Source organism: Ihubacter massiliensis, from assembly GCF_024125305.1.
Lineage (GTDB): Bacteria > Bacillota > Clostridia > Peptostreptococcales > Anaerovoracaceae > Hominibacterium > Hominibacterium faecale.
This window is the reverse complement of record NZ_JAMXVH010000001.1, coordinates 1,644,362-1,661,181: the sequence shown is the minus strand read 5'-3', so window position 1 is coordinate 1,661,181 and position 16,820 is coordinate 1,644,362. Positions and strand designations below refer to the sequence as shown.

Annotated in this window: 16 protein-coding genes; 14 read left to right on the top strand and 2 right to left on the bottom strand. The window is 49.9% G+C overall.

The features are described 5' to 3' along the window. Window positions 1–36 precede the first annotated feature (36 nt). Entirely contained in the window at window positions 37–1,695 is a 1,659-nt protein-coding gene (locus NIA71_RS07600) for an APC family permease (RefSeq protein ID WP_148397262.1), read from the top strand. 41 nt (window positions 1,696–1,736) lie between these two features. Here the strand turns inward: NIA71_RS07600 and NIA71_RS07595 are convergent, their stop codons facing one another. Further along, complete coding sequence (locus NIA71_RS07595) at window positions 1,737–2,693, bottom strand: helix-turn-helix domain-containing protein (RefSeq protein ID WP_253020089.1); 957 nt, start codon at window positions 2,691–2,693, stop codon at window positions 1,737–1,739. Between the two features lie 155 nt (window positions 2,694–2,848). Here NIA71_RS07595 and NIA71_RS07590 point away from each other — a divergent pair, with 155 nt between their 5' ends. Genes NIA71_RS07590 through NIA71_RS07570 form a run of 5 tightly spaced genes read left to right on the top strand, consistent with a single transcriptional unit; the run spans window position 2,849 to window position 8,056 of the window. Next, on the top strand, window positions 2,849–3,499 hold the full coding sequence (locus tag NIA71_RS07590; protein WP_253020088.1) for a corrinoid protein: 651 nt from the start codon (window positions 2,849–2,851) through the stop codon (window positions 3,497–3,499). A gap of 2 nt (window positions 3,500–3,501) precedes the next feature. Continuing rightward, a complete protein-coding gene (locus tag NIA71_RS07585) occupies window positions 3,502–4,932 on the top strand; it encodes a trimethylamine methyltransferase family protein (protein WP_253020087.1) in 1,431 nt (476 codons plus the stop codon). Between the two features lie 25 nt (window positions 4,933–4,957). Then, window positions 4,958–5,965 (top strand): uroporphyrinogen decarboxylase family protein, encoded by a 1,008-nt coding sequence (locus NIA71_RS07580; RefSeq protein WP_253020086.1) that lies wholly within the window; start codon window positions 4,958–4,960, stop codon window positions 5,963–5,965. Further along, on the top strand, window positions 5,952–7,364 hold the full coding sequence (locus NIA71_RS07575; RefSeq protein WP_253020085.1) for an ASKHA domain-containing protein: 1,413 nt from the start codon (window positions 5,952–5,954) through the stop codon (window positions 7,362–7,364). Before NIA71_RS07580 ends, NIA71_RS07575 begins: the two co-directional genes overlap by 14 nt. Then, the gene (locus tag NIA71_RS07570) at window positions 7,361–8,056 is read left to right on the top strand and encodes a hypothetical protein (RefSeq protein WP_253020084.1); all 696 of its coding nucleotides are present in this window, start codon (window positions 7,361–7,363) and stop codon (window positions 8,054–8,056) included. Before NIA71_RS07575 ends, NIA71_RS07570 begins: the two co-directional genes overlap by 4 nt. Before the next feature lie 114 nt (window positions 8,057–8,170). On the opposite strand, the gene NIA71_RS07565 is transcribed toward NIA71_RS07570, so the two are convergent. Then, window positions 8,171–8,677: an L-2-amino-thiazoline-4-carboxylic acid hydrolase gene (locus NIA71_RS07565; RefSeq protein WP_148397269.1), complete on the bottom strand. Its 507-nt coding sequence runs from the start codon at window positions 8,675–8,677 to the stop codon at window positions 8,171–8,173. Window positions 8,678–8,991: 314 nt separating this feature from the next. Here NIA71_RS07565 and NIA71_RS07560 point away from each other — a divergent pair, with 314 nt between their 5' ends. The 8 genes from NIA71_RS07560 to NIA71_RS19905 all read left to right on the top strand — a co-directional run bounded on the left by NIA71_RS07560 (window position 8,992) and on the right by NIA71_RS19905 (window position 16,710). Beyond that, on the top strand, window positions 8,992–10,026 hold the full coding sequence (locus tag NIA71_RS07560; protein WP_253020083.1) for a methyltransferase domain-containing protein: 1,035 nt from the start codon (window positions 8,992–8,994) through the stop codon (window positions 10,024–10,026). Beyond that, window positions 10,010–10,915, top strand: a complete 906-nt coding sequence (locus NIA71_RS07555; RefSeq protein ID WP_148397271.1) for a DMT family transporter — start codon at window positions 10,010–10,012, stop codon at window positions 10,913–10,915. The genes NIA71_RS07560 and NIA71_RS07555 overlap by 17 nt, the downstream gene beginning before the upstream one ends. A 65-nt stretch (window positions 10,916–10,980) precedes the next feature. Further along, window positions 10,981–11,829, top strand: a complete 849-nt coding sequence (locus NIA71_RS07550) for an RNA polymerase sigma factor (protein ID WP_148397272.1) — start codon at window positions 10,981–10,983, stop codon at window positions 11,827–11,829. Continuing rightward, window positions 11,826–12,506 (top strand): DUF2461 domain-containing protein, encoded by a 681-nt coding sequence (locus NIA71_RS07545; protein ID WP_148397273.1) that lies wholly within the window; start codon window positions 11,826–11,828, stop codon window positions 12,504–12,506. The genes NIA71_RS07550 and NIA71_RS07545 overlap by 4 nt, the downstream gene beginning before the upstream one ends. A gap of 140 nt (window positions 12,507–12,646) precedes the next feature. Then, the gene (locus NIA71_RS07540; protein WP_253020082.1) at window positions 12,647–13,543 is read left to right on the top strand and encodes a 3-hydroxyacyl-CoA dehydrogenase family protein; all 897 of its coding nucleotides are present in this window, start codon (window positions 12,647–12,649) and stop codon (window positions 13,541–13,543) included. 562 nt (window positions 13,544–14,105) lie between these two features. Next, window positions 14,106–15,377 carry a 5-bromo-4-chloroindolyl phosphate hydrolysis family protein gene (locus NIA71_RS07535; RefSeq protein ID WP_253020081.1) on the top strand — a complete coding sequence of 424 codons (1,272 nt, stop codon included), beginning with the start codon at window positions 14,106–14,108 and terminating at the stop codon, window positions 15,375–15,377. Then, window positions 15,377–16,507 carry a toxic anion resistance protein gene (locus tag NIA71_RS07530; protein WP_253020080.1) on the top strand — a complete coding sequence of 377 codons (1,131 nt, stop codon included), beginning with the start codon at window positions 15,377–15,379 and terminating at the stop codon, window positions 16,505–16,507. Before NIA71_RS07535 ends, NIA71_RS07530 begins: the two co-directional genes overlap by 1 nt. Before the next feature lie 80 nt (window positions 16,508–16,587). Then, window positions 16,588–16,710, top strand: a complete 123-nt coding sequence (locus tag NIA71_RS19905; protein WP_269478108.1) for a hypothetical protein — start codon at window positions 16,588–16,590, stop codon at window positions 16,708–16,710. The last annotated feature ends 110 nt before the right edge of the window (window positions 16,711–16,820 follow it).

Below are 16,820 nucleotides of genomic sequence, written 5' to 3'. Positions count from 1 at the left end.
CCTGATAAATTATTTTTAGAAAGGAGGAGATGAATCATGTCACAACCAACGTATACGGGAGGACAGGTCCTGACCGATGGTATTGAAGGGCTGAAAAAGAGAAAATTCACGCTCATCGGAATGACCTTCTTTATCTACTGCGCCTGCGCGGGCGGTGCTTTCGGCATTGAATCGATGATTCCTGCCGCAGGTCCCGGACTGACTCTGCTGCTGCTGATCCTGATTCCAATTCTGTGGGGCATGCCCATTGGCCTTTATTCATCCGAACTATCCAACCTGGCGCCGGTGGAATCTGGTCCCTACGTTTGGATGAAAATGGCTTTCGGCGAGTTCTGGGGTTTTTCCATGGGCTGGTGGTTGATTCTGGCCAATTATTTGACGGGAGCATCCTATGTTGTATTGGCAGTGGGCTATTTCGGCAAGTTTTTTGCCCTGACGCCAACGGTTGCCTTTATCCTGAAAGCAGCTATTATTATTATTTTTACGGCGATCAACCTGAAAGGGCTGAGAGAGGTAAGCGTGGTCAGCAATATTTTCTGTATCCTGATCCTGCTTGCGTTTGCGGCCGTCACCTTTGTTGGCTTTGCTAATTGGAATTATAGTCCGGTAGACCCGTTCATGCCGCCGGGTGAAGGCGTGGCATCCAGCTGGGGTACCGGAATCGCCATCGGCATCTGGATGTACTGCGGGTACATCGCCATTTCGTTCTTAGGCGGTGAAATTGAAAATCCGCAGATTCTGCCCAAAGGCATGAAACTGGCCATCGTCATCATTACCTTGAGCTATGTGCTGCCGACCATGGCAGGCGTGGCCTCGGTCGGACAGTGGGAGTCCTGGGGTTCGGATATCAGCGGGCAGACCATCGATTATGCGTCGGTGCTGACGCTCAACATTGGTAAAGCGGCGGGCCTGGCGTTCATGGCGATTGCCATTATTGCTCAGTGCGCCATCTTCAATGCTGCTATCGCTGCGGCGTCCAGATCCTTTATGGTGCTGGCAGAGGATAATCTTTGTCCCAAGTTCTTGTCCAAATTGACCAAGAACAGCAAAGTGCCTCTGTGGCCGATCGTGATCCTGGGGTGCCTCAACTTGATCCTTGTTAACCTGAATTTTGAAATTCTGGTTACCATTTTGTCGCCCCTGCTCTTTGTCCTCTATGTAGGACTGGGGTTTGCGTTCGTCAAGCTGAGAAGAAAATATCCGGTGGAAAAGAGAGGCGATCTGTACTATGTAAAAGGCGGCAAGCTGGCGGAAATCTATATTTGTGGCGGACCGTTGATCTTGGGAATCATCGGGTTTTTGGTAAACGGAACCGAATATTTCCTGTTGGGCTTCATCGCCATTGTATCGGCCATTATCTTCTATATCATCTTCAAATGGATCTATGGAGGATTTTATAAAAGAGATGCACAGGCCTATCCCCTCAACCCGAAGACCAAACTGGCAAAGGGTGATTTGGGGAGATTCGGATATTTCCTGCTGCTCTTCGGAGTAGTGGCCTTCCTGGGTTCCTTCTTCCTGGTCTGGTATGAAGGCTCCTGGGGACCGGAATATTATCTGGCCACATACGGTTCGGGTATTATGAGCAATTTCTGGGGGATGATTAGTATCGCACGCTGGTCCGGCGTCATCATGCTGGTGATCGGTATTATTCTGGTGTTCATCGGCAAGAAGGTGGACCCGATGAATGATTAGGCTTCCTGAGAATCATCGGACGCGTTTCACTTTGAATCCCTTTAATATTCATCCAGATACATATCGAGGATGATCTGAGAGAAGGCATAATCGAAAGACCTGAGTTTGACCTGGGCGGTTGAATTCAGGTCTTTTAAAATGGCGTTCCGGTATTGGGAGGAGGTCTTTTCATACCATTTTTTAAACTGAACGGCTAAATGTTTGCGGTTCGCAAAACCGACTTCTTCTGCGATTTGATCGACTGTTTTGCGGGTTGCTGACAAAAGGAGGGATGCCTCTTCACAGCGGGCCAGGGAAACCAGCTGGGAGAAGGTCAGCCCCAGCGTTTCCTTCATATACCGGGACAGATGGGCGGGGCTCAGATATTCCCGCTGAGCCACTTGCCTCAGTGAAAGCTTTTCATGGAAATGATCATACACATAGTCTACGACCCGGTACATGCGGGCGTAGTTTTTATAAAGGTGATTCACGTTTTGCAGGCGGACGATATTGGCGGTTTTTCCTTTGGCCTCCTGATAGACGTACTGCTGGAAGTGGGACAAAAGGAGCTCCAGAAGTTCCTTTCCACAGGCTTCCAGCGCAAGATCCCGGGTCTTTTTAGACGCATAGAGACGATAAAGGCGGGCCAGCTGAAAGCGCAGGTACTTGATGTCCAGGGGATATGGATCGCCGGCCGAGGAAGTATCACATATAAAATAGGCTTCATTTAGATGATCGAAAAAGTGTTTGTAATGGCTGCAGTCCATTTGGACCGTGAGGATCATACTGCTGGGATCATCAGAAGTAATCTTATGGGGATCTTTTTTATTAAAAATATGGACGTCCCCGTAGGAAAGCGCATAGGTTGCCGCTGAGTCGCAGATTTTGACCGTACCGTTTAAAACGCAGATGATTTCCACATCGTCGTTATGAATGTGGAACGGATAGTAGGCGATGCTCTCCAGCTTTGCTTTTATGCGGGCCGGCGTCCGATAGCCGATTTTTTCTATATATTCCATATCTTTACCTGACCATTCTTGCCAAATCAATTTCTTACCCACAAAATATCATAATCATACCCTTATGTCAATAAAATATGACCCCAATCAGCAGTAAGGGCCCGCTATAATAAAGGCACTGAAGAATGAAGGAAGGATAAGAGAGGGTGGCAAAGATGGATGTTTATGAACAAATGAAAGAAGCTGTTTTGGACGGAGACGAGGAGGAAGCGGCAAGGCTGGCCCGGCAGGCTTTGGCAGAAGGGCTGGATCTGCAAAAGGTGATGGATCTGGGATTTTTGGCAGGTATCCAGGAAGCCGGCCAGCTCTATGAAGACGAAGAATATTTTTTGCCCGATCTGGTCTGCTCTGCAGATGCCATGAAAACGGCGCTGGACCTTTTGGATGAAGCGCTTAAAAGCGGCACTGGGCATATGGCTGTCAAACCGGCCAAGGTGGCGCTGGCAACGGTACAGGGAGATGTCCATGATATTGGAAAGACGATCGTGGGAGCGATGATGACCGCATCGGGCTTTGAGGTATATGATCTGGGTACGGACATTGAAAACCAAAAGGTCATTGAACAGGTAGAGGAAATCAAGCCTGATATTTTAGGGCTGTCGGCGCTGCTGACATCCACCATGGAGGAACAGGGCGCGATTATTCGCCTGCTGGAAGAAAGGGGACTGCGCGGGGACGTGAAAGTCATTATCGGCGGCGCCCCTGTAAGCCAGGATTGGGCGGATCAGATTGGTGCCGACGGCTATTCGGATAATGCCGTGGCCGCAGTGAAATTGGCGGAACGATTATTGAATGAAAGGGGATAGTCATGGAAATGCGAGGCTCCGTATTGAACGGGAGAGAAATAGAACGGATTCACGATGACAGTATTCGTATTTTAGAAGAAGTGGGCGTCAAGGTGCCCAGCGAGCAGATTCTGACCCTGCTGGAGGCGGGCGGCGCCCAGGTGGACTGGGATGGGCAGATTGCCCGGATCAGCGGTCAAATGGTCGAAGAGGCGCTCAAGTCAGCGCCTGCCCAATTTACTTTGGGGGCGCGGAACCCTAAGTTTGATCTGGAGCTGCCTTCTGCGGATACCACGCTGAATATGGATGGCTGCGGATCAAACACCATTGATTTTCAAACTGGAAAGCGGCGGCTTGCCCTGCTGAGTGATTTGGAGGATGCGGCAAAAGTTTTTGACGCGATTCCATCGGCGTCGGTGCTCTGGTCCTGCGTCATGCCGTCCGATGCGCCGTCAGGAGGAGCCGGCGTTATCAGCAGCGCCTTATCCATGCTGAATAGCGGCAAGCATTTACAGGATGAAATTCAAAGTATTCGGGAACTTCCTTATATCATCCAATTATGTAAGGCTTTTCTGGGGAGCGAAGAAGAAGTCATCCGCAGAAAAATTTATTCCGCTACCTATTGTACGGTGGCGCCCCTCTGCCATGACGGCGAGATGCTGGAAGGAACTGCAGCTCTGACCAAATACAAAGCGCCGGTGCTCTTGTATCCGATGCCGGCCTGCGGCAGTACGGGACCTGCCAGCCTTTATTCCAATGTGGCTTTAGCTAATGCGGAGAGTCTGAGTTCCCTGGTTATTTTCCAGCTCGCCGCGCCGGGCACGCCGCTGATTTATGGATCAGCCCTGGGAAGGATCAATATCAGGACCGGAACCTTTTTGGAAGGGGCGGCGGAAACGGAGCTGATGATGGCGGCCATGGTGCAGATGGGGAAACATTATAGGCTTCCGACAATCGCAGCCGGCTGTCTTTCGGATGCCAATGAGCCGGGCATACAATCGGCTATGGAAAAAACGCTGACCACCCTGCCGCTGATCCTTGCTCAGGCCGACGTGATCCAGGGGATCGGCCTTTTGGAGAGCAGCATGACCCTTTCCCTGGAACAAATGCTGATTGATGAAGAAATCTTCAATCAGTGCAGGCGTATGGGGGCGGGCATCCAGGTTTGCGATGAAAAAAATTACTTTGAGGATATCGCGGCCGTGGCTCAGGGCGGCCACTATTTGAAGCAGAAAACCACTCGCAGAGCGTTTCGGTCCGATGAGTTTTATAACTCCAGGCTGATCATCAGCGATACATACGATACTTGGCTGAGCGGCGGCAGTAAATCCATCTTTGACAAGGCACATCAACAGGTCCGTCAGATTTTAGATGCGGATCCCATCTCGCCGGTGGATAAAAATACGGAAAACGTTGTGCGGGAAATCATGGAAGAAGCCGGGGCAAAGCTGTGATAGATTGGAAGGAGAGGAAAAATTTATGAATATGAAGAAATGGATGGAACAGATCCAGGCTGAAAAAGTAAAGAAACCATTGCCGATTCTCGCCTTTCCATGTGTGCAGCTCATGGGCATCACAGTAAAGCAACTCATCGCGGACGGAAAGTTACAGGCCCAGGGAATGAAAGAGGTGGCCCAGCGGACCGATTCCCTGGCGGCGGTCAGTTTTATGGATCTTTCTCTGGAAGCGGAGGCCTTTGGAGCAGATATAAAGACTTCGGACATGGAGGTGCCGACTGTCATTGGAACGCTGATCAAAGATATGGAGGCGGCAGAAAAACTGGAAGTCCCATCTCTGGAAGCCGGCAGGATCGGCCTTTGCCTGGAAGGGGTGAGCAGGGCCAAGGCTCTGATCCAAGACCGGCCTGTTTTTGCGGGCATCATCGGGCCCTTCTCCCTGACCGGCCGCCTGCTGGATGTCAACCGAGCGTTTCTCTATTGCAAAAAACAGCCACAGCTGCTCCATACGGTGCTCAGGAAAGCAGCGGATTTTCTCATTGACTATGCCAATGCCTACAAGGCTGCGGGCGCCGACGGCATCGTAATGGCGGAACCGCTGGCCGGAATGCTTTCTCCCAAACTGGCCCAGGGTTTTTCCGAGCCCTATGTGAAGGAGATCGCAGGGGCGGTGAAGGACGATGATTTCCTAGTGATCTATCATAACTGTGGAAACGCTGCTTTGAAAATGGCCAGCTCCATTATGCGTACTGGCTGCGATGCTTATCATTTTGGCAATGCCATCGATATGGCGTCCATGCTGGAATTGTTTCCTGAGGATACCCTCGTCATGGGCAATATCGATCCGGCCGGCCAGTTTACCAATGGAACGCCGGAATCGATGAAAGCGGCCGTTCTCGCGCTGATGGAAGGCTGCTCAAAGTATCCCAATTTCATTCCCTCATCGGGCTGCGATATACCGCCGGCGGCCAAATGGGAAAATATCGATGCCTTTTTCCAGACGGTAAAAGATTATTATGAAGGGAACTAAGGAGATGAATGGGTGTACTGGAATGTGCCGGACCTGCGGCAAATGTCTCGGGCGGGGGAATGACGATCGCAAGGCGGCGATGATGATTTTCCCTCCTGATCTGGCGCCGGATTTGAGGCAAAGGGGCCTGGGCGCGGCGATTGATATGGGGACCACGACCATTGCGGTGACTTTGTGGGATCTGGGCGGGGCCTCGCTGCTGGCCGGCGGATCCTGCGCAAATCCGCAGATTGAATATGGGGCTGATGTGATTTCCAGAATTACCTTTTGCAGCGAGCAGGATGGCGGCGCCCGGCTGCTGCGCAAGCGGACATTGGAAGGGATCAACGACAAACTCCGGGAGCTGTGCGCCAAGGCCGGACGCGGCAGCGAAGAAATCATCAGCGCTGCTGTATGCGGCAACACGACCATGTCTCATATCTTTGCCGGGTTTTCGCCGGTGCCGCTGGCTAAAGCGCCTTTTACGCCCCAATATGACGGTACGCTCACCATGCACGGCCGGGAGTCGGGGCTGGCGATCCATGAAAATGCGATGGTGAACATTTTGCCCAACCTTGGAGGTCACGTGGGCGGCGATATTACCGCCGGCCTTCTGGCTGTCCGTTTTATGGAGCAGAAGCAGCTCACCTTGTATATCGACATTGGAACCAACGGTGAGCTGGCGCTGACCGACGGCAGCACGGTCTGCGTTTGTTCCACTTCGGCTGGGCCGGCTCTTGAAGGAGCCGGCATAAAATGGGGAATGAAGGCGGGACCAGGAGCCATTGAGCGGGTGAGAATAGAGAGCGGAACGGTGAAGGTGCAAACCATTGGCGGCGGGCAGCCGACGGGTATCTGCGGTTCAGGCGTCATCGATGCGGTGGCGCAAATGCTCAGCAACGGCCTGCTCACTGCAAGGGGAAGAATTGTTTCCAAGGAGGATGCGCTCCCGGATTTTCGAAGCAGAATAGAAGAGCAGGGGAAAAGCCGTAGCTTTGTTCTTTGTTTCAGAGAACAAGGAGCGCCCATTACCATTACCCAGGAAGATATCCGGCAGTTTCAGCTGGCAAAGGCGGCGATCCAGGCCGGAAGCCGCATGCTTCTTTCACAAATGGGGAAAGGCTGCCAGGATATTCATAAAATTTTGGTTGCCGGTGCTTTTGGCAGCCATATTGATATGAAGAATGCCCTCATTACCGGTATTTTGCCTGAGGCAGCGGAAGATAAAATTGTTTTCATGGGCAATGCTGCGGGGGCAGGAACTGCCATGGCGCTGCTGTCGGCGGAAGAAATGGAAAAAGCAGAACGCATGCCTTCCCGCATCCGGCAAATCGACCTGGCAGGGAAAAAAGCGTTTCAGAAGCTCTATCTGGCTTCAATGAATTTCTCATCCAAAGCAAGAGCAGGAGGGCTGGCATGATTAGAAAAATTCTTCATATGGATAAAGGCGACTGCTGCCTGCTGGCTAGGCAGATCTTTGAACAGCGGATGGGCCCTGCCGGAAAAGGCTCTTGTGTGAAAAGAAAGCGGCAGCGCGCCCTGCAGGCGGCGGCTTTTTTGGATGAGCAGGTGAGCCCCAAGGCTGCCTATGTGTTTTTTGACCAAAGTCAAGTGACGCTGGACAGATGCTGCGCCAGGCTGGGCGGAACGGGGATCAGCTGCAATGCCTTTTCCCAGATTGATCCGCAGACAATCAAGGGGGCATACGTCTTTGTCCTTTCCATTGCAAACATCGATCTGTCCGGTGAAACGATGACGCAAAGAGTCTATGCGGACCTATGGGGGTCAGCCTATGTAGATGCGGCCAGAATCCTGCTGCAGAAAGAGCTGGAGCAGCATTCCTTGCTCAGCGAATGTTTCGGGCCGGGATTTTTTGGCATGGAGATGGGGGAGATGAGGGCGATTGACGAAATCGTCCGCTTTGATTGTATCGACGCCAGGATTGAAAGCAGCGGCGCCATCCTTCCGCCCAAATCCAGCGCCGGACTTTATTTTTCAGTGACAGATGAGTATGAGCCTTTGGGGCAGCCGTGCAAAACATGCAAAGGAAACCATAGAGGATGTGAGTATTGCGGCCAAAGGGAGAAAGGCCTGCCATCCGCAAGCAAATGACACCTATGATAGCGAGTGATACCAGGGTTAAAATCAATGCTTTATTGCCTCGCGTATCGATCTCTATAGGCAGGCGGCCAGGTCCGCCTGGCCGCCCTTCTCTTGTCCTCTGAACTACCGTTTGGCACGGAAGGTAATTCGGCATGTGTCGGCGCCCTCTGCGATTTTGCTGTGAATGGTAAAATCAAAGCCGCATTCCTCTGCGATCCCCCGATCTCCGTCCATGGCAATATCGCAAAGATGTTCGATATCCTCCTGGCTGCAGCCCAGCTTTTGCCATGCGGCTACCAGCGGACAATAGTGAAAATCCATGGAAATTTCATCTTTTTCCATTTTCAGCACTTCAGCCTCAAGGACTTTCTGCGTTTCTTCAGGAAGAAAAGGCTTGAAGAATTCCCGCAGATCTTCGTAATCCGGACAATTCTCTTTGATCTTGGACGTTCCATGATAATGCCCGCATTGGAAAATTCCTTTGCGTGCGAAATCATCCCAGGAGAGGCCGTTTTTCCTTGCTTCATTAAGTAAAAGATACATCCAGGCGGCCCGATGCTCGATGGCGCTTCTCAAAGCGGACGTTGTGGAATCGTGGTATTTTTTTGGACTGTTTTTAATGGTGGTCATTTTATCCCTCCTCAATTATATAGGTTATAATTATCATAAACTTGGCCCTTTGGGCAGGGTCAACCCAATAGCCTGTGCTTTTTGGTTTACTGTAGTGAAAACGGAGTGTTTTGACCGAAATTAAAATTAGTGCAATCCCTGGACGTTCAGATTCGTGAGCGGCTCCAGCCCCATCGTCACGCCAATAAAAAAACACATCTTCTGCAAAACCATTGACAATGCCCTAAAGGCAGAGTTTAATGTTAGATATATTATGAGGACCTGAGGCAGATCACAAATCAGCAGGTATGATTAAGAATTGAAAGGAAAACGCTATGAATACCAGGAAAGTGTGCGACCAGCTGCATGTGACGCAAAAGATGCTGCGTGTGTATGAGGACCAGGGGCTGATTGCGCCTAAGCGAAAGGAAAACGCATATCGGGACTATTCCATCGAAGACCTGTTTCAGATCGAACTGATCGTTCGGCTGCGCAAGCTGGGGTTTTCCATCAAAGATATCAAGCGCATTTTCCAGCATAATAAGACGGAAGAAGACTACATAAATACGTTTTACATCCAGATCAAGGCCATTGAAAACAAAATCAAGGAGCTGGAGGAAGCGAAGAACAGGCTTGCGAACACGGTAAACGAAGTTATCAACCGCGAGGACCTGGAGGATATTACAAAAATCATCTACCAGGCGGCAGCCCCGGAAAAAAAGGAGAACGCTTATGAAGAAATGGTCAGGCAATGGGATTTTGACCAGATGGCCATCAATTATGTGGAACGCTTCTTAAAAGAAGATGATCAATATCTGGCGGGCATCCAGAACGCCAGAACGTTGATCAAGCAGGAAGGCGGGGCAAAGCGGATTTTGGATGTGGGCTGCGGCACCTGCAATTTGTGGGAGACCATGGGAACCCGGTATCAGGTGACGGCGCTGGACAGCAGCCTGAACATGCTCATGGCAGCACGGGAAAAAGTTCCATGGGCTGTCTTTTGCCTGTCGGATATAACCAGGCTCAATCAGGAAGCTTTGGGCCAGTTTGATCTTGTGATTTCAACCTTCACCCTCCACCACATCGATAAGAACGGGCAGGAAGCAGCGTTAAGAAACATGGTGCAGCTATGCAGGCCGTCCGGAAAAGTGGTGATTGTTGAGCGGTGCTTCCAAAATCACCAGCAGCGGCTGGAAGCAGAAGAACGGCTCAAAGAACAGGGATGCGATGAAGAACTGGCCATCCTGGAATCAGAATGGTATCTTTATTTGGATCAGGTCAGAGATTATGTCCACTACCTCAAATGCAAGATGGAAGTCACTGAAATAAGAAAAAATGTAAGGCGGATCATTATTGAAAAAGAAGGATGAAAATCAGTTCCGTTCAAAAGCGGGAATTATCGCAGTCGTTTTTTTGACTGCTTCCAATTCTATATTTTTTAAGCTGTCCACGGTTCCGGCGATGGTTTTTGTCAGCTGCCGGTTTCTTGTTTGCGCTCTGGTCTTTCTTGCGGCTGCAATGCTGAGCAGGTGTCAGAGAAAAGAACAGGCAGCCCCCTTATCTCCCAAAACTGCCATTTGTCTGTTTGCGACCGGCTTTGTTTTTTCCCTGGGAGCCTTTGCCTATTTTGTTGCCCTCAAGGAAACGGCTCTTTCCAGTGTGTTGATCCTCAATAGCAGCAATGCCATTTTTGTAGTCTGCTTTTCTGCTGTTTTTTTACGGGAACGGCTCAATCCCTGGGTTGTACTTTCAATTGGGGTGACCTTGGTCGGATGTACCATCGTATTTCTGGATAAGGCCGGCGGCGCCAATTCTCTGAAAGGAAATCTGTTCGCTCTTCTATGTGCAGTCTGCGCGGCAATCTATATGACATCCATGAAACACTTTGCCCATGTGGAGGTTCCGATAAAACTGTGCATTGTTTATAGCGGAAGCTTCTTTTTCGCTTTGACGGCGGCAATGATCCAAGGGCATTCATTTACCGCCTATGCTGACGGGCAGCCCTTTGCCATTTATGAATACGCCTGGATGCTGGGTGCAGCCATCCTTGCCGTCTGCATACCCCAGTCTGTGATCAACTGGGCGCTGCGGTATGTGAAAGCCACCTTTGCCGGGAATGTGGCGCTGCTGGAACCTATCATCGGCATTGTTTACGGCTGCCTGATCTGGGGCGATACGCTGTCCATGAACCAGATCTTTGGCGGAATGCTTGCTGTCGGCGGGCTGTTTCTCTACGGCCTGTCGGATAAGAAAGAATAAAAGTTTGCATTTTTCTGTCACACAAACAGAAAAATAGCGTCTAATTACATAGGAGGTAAACATTTATGGAAAAACAAGAGATAATGGAATTGGTGCAGCAGGCAATGGAAGGTGATAAGAACGCTTTGGAAGCGGTTCTTGCCGATATACAGGATTTGGTGTACAACCTGTCGCTGCGGATGCTGGGCATGCCTGCTGACGCGGAAGATGCTTCGCAGGAGATATTGATTAAAGTTATGACCCACCTTTCTTCCTTCAGAAAAGAAAGCAGCTTCACCACATGGGTATTCCGCATCGCGGTCAATCACCTGCGGGATTACAAAAAAAGCATGTTTGCAAAACATCCCCTCAGCTTTGAATTTTACGGAGCCGATATTATGAGCGGCAAAGAGCAGGATGTTCCGGACCTGACTCAGGGAGTCGATGCTTCCCTGCTGGCGGAGGAACTGAAATTTTCCTGTACCAACGTGATGCTCCAGTGTCTGGATGCGGAAAGCAGGTGTATTTTCATTCTGGGAACTATGTTCAAGGTGGACAGCAAGGTGGCCGGAGAAATTTTAGACATAACGCCGGAGACCTATCGCAAACGGCTGTCCCGCATTAGACAGAAAATGGCTGAGTTTCTGGGCGCCTACTGCGGGCTATCAGGTACGGGGCCCTGCAATTGTGCCAATCGGGTCAACTACGCCATCGCTTCCCATCGGATCAACCCTGAACACCTGGAGTATCAGGGAAAGGAGACTTCCTCAGGAGGAATGCTGGAGCGGTGCAAAAGCGCCATGGAAAAGATCGACGACTTGTCGGCGCTTTTCGCCCAAATGCCGTCTTATAAAGTCAGCCCCAAAGTAATGCAATTTTTGGAGCAGTTTTTAAAATCGGAAGAATATCGAATTGTAAAGGAGGCGCAGCAATGAATATGCAGCTGATGCTGGATTATCTGGCAGAACTGGAAGAAAACAACGAGAAGGACTGGTATCATGCCCATAAGGAGGAGTATACCAAAGCCAACGCCCAGTTCTTGGAACTGGTAGAGCATCTCAACCTGGAAATCAGCAAATTTGACAGCAGCGTGTCCTTATATGAACCAAAACAGCTGACCTTCAAGCTGATGCGGGACACCAGATTCAGCAAGGACAAGTCGCCCTACAATCCGTCCTTCCGCGCCCACATCGGTCCCAAAGGCAAGCTGCCCATTCCGGTGGGCTATTATTTGATGATTCGACCCGGCGGAAAATCCTTTTTAGGCGGCGGCCTTTTCGCAGACATGTTCAAGGATGCGACGAACATGATTCGGGATTATTTGCTGAGCCACGGACAGGAATGGGAAGAAATCATCGGCGCTCCGGAATTTACCAGACATTTTACAGTTGATGGAAGCAAACTGAAGAATGTACCCCGCGGGTACGATGCCGATCATCCCCAGGCGGAATATCTGAAATACAAAAGCTGGTATTTGGAATATACCCTGGAGGATTCCAAGCTTACTCAGGATGCGTTTCTATCCTCAGCCATTGAAATTTTCCGGGCAATGAAGCCTTTCAACGACTTTCTAAACCAGGCGTTGGAGAATTTTCAAATGCCCCAGCGGTAGCGAAAGGCCAGAGGAAAGCCGGCCAAGAAAACAAGAATTTTCCGTATATTTTCTGCCCTCTTGCAAAAACCTTGCCAATCGAGTAAAATATGATTCATGCGTCTGATAGCGATCATAACAAGCAGAAAGGAAATAAGCACATGAATGTAAAAAAAGTATTTGTAGTTGGTGCCGGGTTTATGGGTTCAGGTATCGTGGAAAACGTAGCCGCAAAGGGATTGGAGGCGGTTGCTTATGATATTTCCCAGCAGCAGCTTGAAAGAAGCCGCAAGGGCATTGTAAGGAGCCTGGAAAAACAGGTTAAAAAGGGAAAGATTTCGGAAGGCGATAAAACGGAAATCCTTTCCAGGATTCGTTATGTCACTGACATCACGGAATGCAGCAAGGCGGACGTGGTGATCGAGGCGGTTGCGGAAAATAAAGACATCAAAGTCAGCATCATGAAAGAAATCGAAAAACATGCCAAAGAAGAAGCGATCATTGCCAGCAATACGTCGTCCATTTCCATCACTTCCCTGGGGAGCGTGTTTAAAGACCCGGAACGGTTCGTGGGCATGCACTTTTTCAGCCCTGTGCCGAGAATTCCTCTTATGGAGATCGTCAGAGGCTATCAGACCGGTCAGAGGGCCATCGACATTGCCAGCGAACTGGGCGAATATTTGGGCAAGACCTGCATCCTGGCGCAGGACGAAGCCGGATTTATCGTCAACCGCATGCTTATTCCCATGCTCAATGAAGCCTGTATTTTGGTAGAGCGCAAAATCGGAACGATTGAAGAGATCGATATGGGCATGAAAAAAGGGCTGAACCATCCCATGGGCCCTCTGGAGCTGATGGATATGATCGGGATCGATGTGGAGCTTGCCGTAATGGAAGTGCTCCATGAAGAGATTGGAGACCCAAAATACAGACCGGCCGTTTCTCTGAGGAGAATGGTAGACTCGGGCTTTCTTGGGAGAAAAACCAATGTGGGATTCTATGTCTATAATGAAGACGGCACAAAATACCCCAACCCAAAACTGCTGGAACTGAGATAGAACAAAATAGATGGGAGCCTGCCCTTTTCAGAAGCTGATTCTGTAAAAGGCGGGCTTTCTTTGTTGTCCAAACAAATAAAAAATGATATACTATTCTGGCAGATTGATACGGCGTTGCCGCAAGGTACAGAATAAGTGAAAGATGCTCGACATGGCTCGCATCTTATACGATTCTGGCAGATTGGTACGAGTTTTTTTGATGGGCAGATGTGCTCTGCGCGATACAAGAATAGCGGAAATCGCCAGGCTCAGGTAAATTTTTATAATAATCCGTGATTTTTACGCAAAGTTGCGGGTTTGCGGGGTCTTCAACGGGGAAAATGAATGGCTGGCTTCCGTAAAGTCTATTAAAGCTTATTTAAGAGTGCGTAATCGTTGAAATAAGGGTAAATTTTGAAAAATATTTTCGGTTTTTTCCGGAAAATAACATCTGACCAGGCATTGGTATGGAAAAATGCCAGCGAAGCGGCGGAAGGGCGCGGAGGTTAGCGCGAACTTTTGTTTCACCATCGGGTATGGGCGCTATTTAGATACCTATGTGTATGCATGGGAGGGAGGGTATATGGATTTAAAGGATTTTACAGATTTGGGAAACGATATTGGCAGACGGGTAAACGATGCCATTAATAATAGGAACTTCGATCAGCTGAATCGGGATATCCGAGACAAGGTGGATCAGGCTTTTTACGGAGGATCGGCAGCGGGGTCAGGAAGCATAGGCGGATTCGGCGGTATTAATGGAAAGCTGTATCATGGACCCGAAGACGATGAACCCGTTACAGATACCGGACAGGCCTCAGCCAGCCGTCCGGCCGGTTTTCAGCCGTACAGGCAGAATACGAGTGTGCCGTCAGTGAAAACTGCCGGGGGAGTACCGGTTCTGCGGAAGGTTCCGGGGCGCATTTCAGGCGTGCTGATGATGGTGATCGGCTACGGCCTGGCCGGCGGATTTGGGATTGCCATGATTGTACTGGGAATTCTCAGTGCTACCATGAGCTCGGTGGGCAGCGTTCCCGCAGGTATTTTGGGTGCAGTGGCGGGAGGCTTTGTGCCTCTTTTTCTGGCCGGATTGATCACGGCTGCCCTGGGGACAAAGCGCTATGGTCTTGCCAGCCGCTTCAGAAAATATCTATCCTCCATGGGAGGACAGACGTTCTGTGCCATTAAGGAACTGGCTCAAAGATCAGGCAAGAGCGCCAAGTTTGTCTGCAAAGACTTGCAGAAGATGATCGATAAGAACTTCTTTTTGGAAGGACATATCGATGATCAGAAAACTTGTTTTATTGGAACCGATGAGCTTTACAACCAATATGTGCAGGCAAGGGACAGCGCGGCGGCCAGCGCAGAAGAGGCGGAGAAGGAGCACGCCCGGCCAGCGGAGGCTGGAGATGCCCAGATGGAGCAGGTCATTGCTGAGGGAAAAGCCTATCTTAAAACGATCCGCGAGGCCAATGACGCCATTTATAACCCGGATATTTCGCAAAAGCTGTATCGGATGGAGAGCATTGTCAAAAAGATTTTCGACTATGTCCGTGAGAATCCCGAGCAGGTGGGGCAGCTGCGAAGGTTCATGAGCTACTACATGCCGACGACAGAAAAGCTGGTAAACGCTTATCGGGAGCTGGACGAGCAGACGATACAAGGCGAAAATATAACCAAAGCAAAAGGCGAGATCGCAAGAACGCTTGATACGATCAATGAAGCTTATGAAAAGCTTTACGATAGTATGTATGTGGATGTGGCCATGGATGTTTCCAGCGACATTGCTGTGCTCAAGACGCTCTTTGCGCAAGAGGGATTGGCAGGAGATGAAATTAACGGAGGTAAGAAGTGATGAGTGATTTTAATTCGGATTTTAATTTGGGGGAAGCGCCGCAGATGGAGCAGGCGAAAGCGAGTGAGATGCAAAAGACCCTTACCGTGCAGGAGGAATACCAGCAGTATCCTCTGAATGATACGGAAAAACAGCAGATCGAAGCCTTTGCTGATAAGATCGATCTCTACGACAGCCAGACGGTGCTGCAATACGCATCCGGCACACAAAAGCAGATTGCCGATTTTTCCGAACAGGCGCTGGATAATGTAAAGACCAAGGATTTTGGCGAAGTGGGCGAAACCCTGACCCGAGTCATCGGGGAGCTGAGGAACTTTGACGCCCAGGAAGAACAGAAAGGGATCTTCGGGTTCTTCAAAAAGAATGCGAATAAATTGGCTGCGATGAAAACCAAATATGAGAAGGCAGAGACCAATATCGAAAATATCTGCAAGGTGCTGGAGGGTCATCAGATTCAGTTGATGAAGGATTCAGCCATGCTGGATCAGATGTATGACATGAACCAGGATTATTTCAAGCAGCTGACCATGTACATCATTGCCGGGAAAAAGAAGCTGGAACACGCGAAAAATGTGGAGTTGCCCCAGATGATGGAAAAGGCCCGGGCATCGGAACGCAGCGAAGATCTCAATGCAGCCAATGATTATGCGTCGCTGATCGCCCGCTTTGAAAAGAAAATTTACGACCTGGAGCTGACCAGAACCATCTCCCTGCAGACTGGACCGCAGATTCGGCTCATTCAAAACAACGATGTGCTCATGTCGGAAAAGATTCAGTCCATGCTGGTGAACACAGTTCCGCTGTGGAAGAGCCAGATGGTCATCGCCCTGGGCATCGAACATTCCAATAAAGCGGCCCAGGCCCAAAAGGCAGTCACGGACATGACCAACGAACTATTAACCAAGAACGCAGAAAACCTGAAAACCGCCACCGTAGAAACCGCAAGGCAGATGGAACGGGGCGTTGTGGACGTGGAAACTCTGGAGCACACCAATGAGCTGCTGATTTCCACCATTGACGAAGTGGTACAGATTCAAGAAGAGGGCAGACAAAAACGAGAAACAGCTGAAGCCGCACTGATGAGAATGGAAAATGAGCTCAAGCAGAAGCTGATGGAGATCAATCAGTAAAGAGCCGAGGTGCCGGCTCGCTTCAACACTTAAAAAAATATTTGCCTACGGACGAACTGCTAACGGCTGATAAGGAGCCCGTGTCAGCGGACAATCTGAGCTTTATGGGCAGCATCTTTGATGAGAAAACGCTTGAAAAGATTGATCTGATCCGCACAGCCATTGATGAGATTCATATGTTGGAGGAACTGCTTTATGTATAGGGCATTAAACATCCTCGGGCTCTATGCGAGAGTGATCTTCTATCCTTTAGGGAAGGATGCGCCGTGGGGATTTACCAGGATAAGCGGTTCTCAGAATGATTCTAACGTGG

Excerpts from the sequence above, each read along its gene's own strand:
- NIA71_RS07595 (WP_253020089.1), bottom strand. The coding sequence starts at position 2,693 with ATGGAATATATAGAAAAAATCGGCTATCGGACGCCGGCCCGCATAAAA.
- NIA71_RS07565 (WP_148397269.1), bottom strand. The coding sequence starts at position 8,677 with ATGACCACCATTAAAAACAGTCCAAAAAAATACCACGATTCCACAACG.
- NIA71_RS07570 (WP_253020084.1), top strand. The coding sequence starts at position 7,361 with ATGATTAGAAAAATTCTTCATATGGATAAAGGCGACTGCTGCCTGCTG.
- NIA71_RS07590 (WP_253020088.1), top strand. The coding sequence starts at position 2,849 with ATGGATGTTTATGAACAAATGAAAGAAGCTGTTTTGGACGGAGACGAG.
- NIA71_RS07600 (WP_148397262.1), top strand. The coding sequence starts at position 37 with ATGTCACAACCAACGTATACGGGAGGACAGGTCCTGACCGATGGTATT.
- NIA71_RS07530 (WP_253020080.1), top strand. The coding sequence starts at position 15,377 with ATGAGTGATTTTAATTCGGATTTTAATTTGGGGGAAGCGCCGCAGATG.
- NIA71_RS07550 (WP_148397272.1), top strand. The coding sequence starts at position 10,981 with ATGGAAAAACAAGAGATAATGGAATTGGTGCAGCAGGCAATGGAAGGT.
- NIA71_RS07560 (WP_253020083.1), top strand. The coding sequence starts at position 8,992 with ATGAATACCAGGAAAGTGTGCGACCAGCTGCATGTGACGCAAAAGATG.
- NIA71_RS07540 (WP_253020082.1), top strand. The coding sequence starts at position 12,647 with ATGAATGTAAAAAAAGTATTTGTAGTTGGTGCCGGGTTTATGGGTTCA.
- NIA71_RS07575 (WP_253020085.1), top strand. The coding sequence starts at position 5,952 with ATGAAGGGAACTAAGGAGATGAATGGGTGTACTGGAATGTGCCGGACC.
- NIA71_RS07545 (WP_148397273.1), top strand. The coding sequence starts at position 11,826 with ATGAATATGCAGCTGATGCTGGATTATCTGGCAGAACTGGAAGAAAAC.
- NIA71_RS07535 (WP_253020081.1), top strand. The coding sequence starts at position 14,106 with ATGGATTTAAAGGATTTTACAGATTTGGGAAACGATATTGGCAGACGG.
- NIA71_RS07580 (WP_253020086.1), top strand. The coding sequence starts at position 4,958 with ATGAATATGAAGAAATGGATGGAACAGATCCAGGCTGAAAAAGTAAAG.
- NIA71_RS07585 (WP_253020087.1), top strand. The coding sequence starts at position 3,502 with ATGGAAATGCGAGGCTCCGTATTGAACGGGAGAGAAATAGAACGGATT.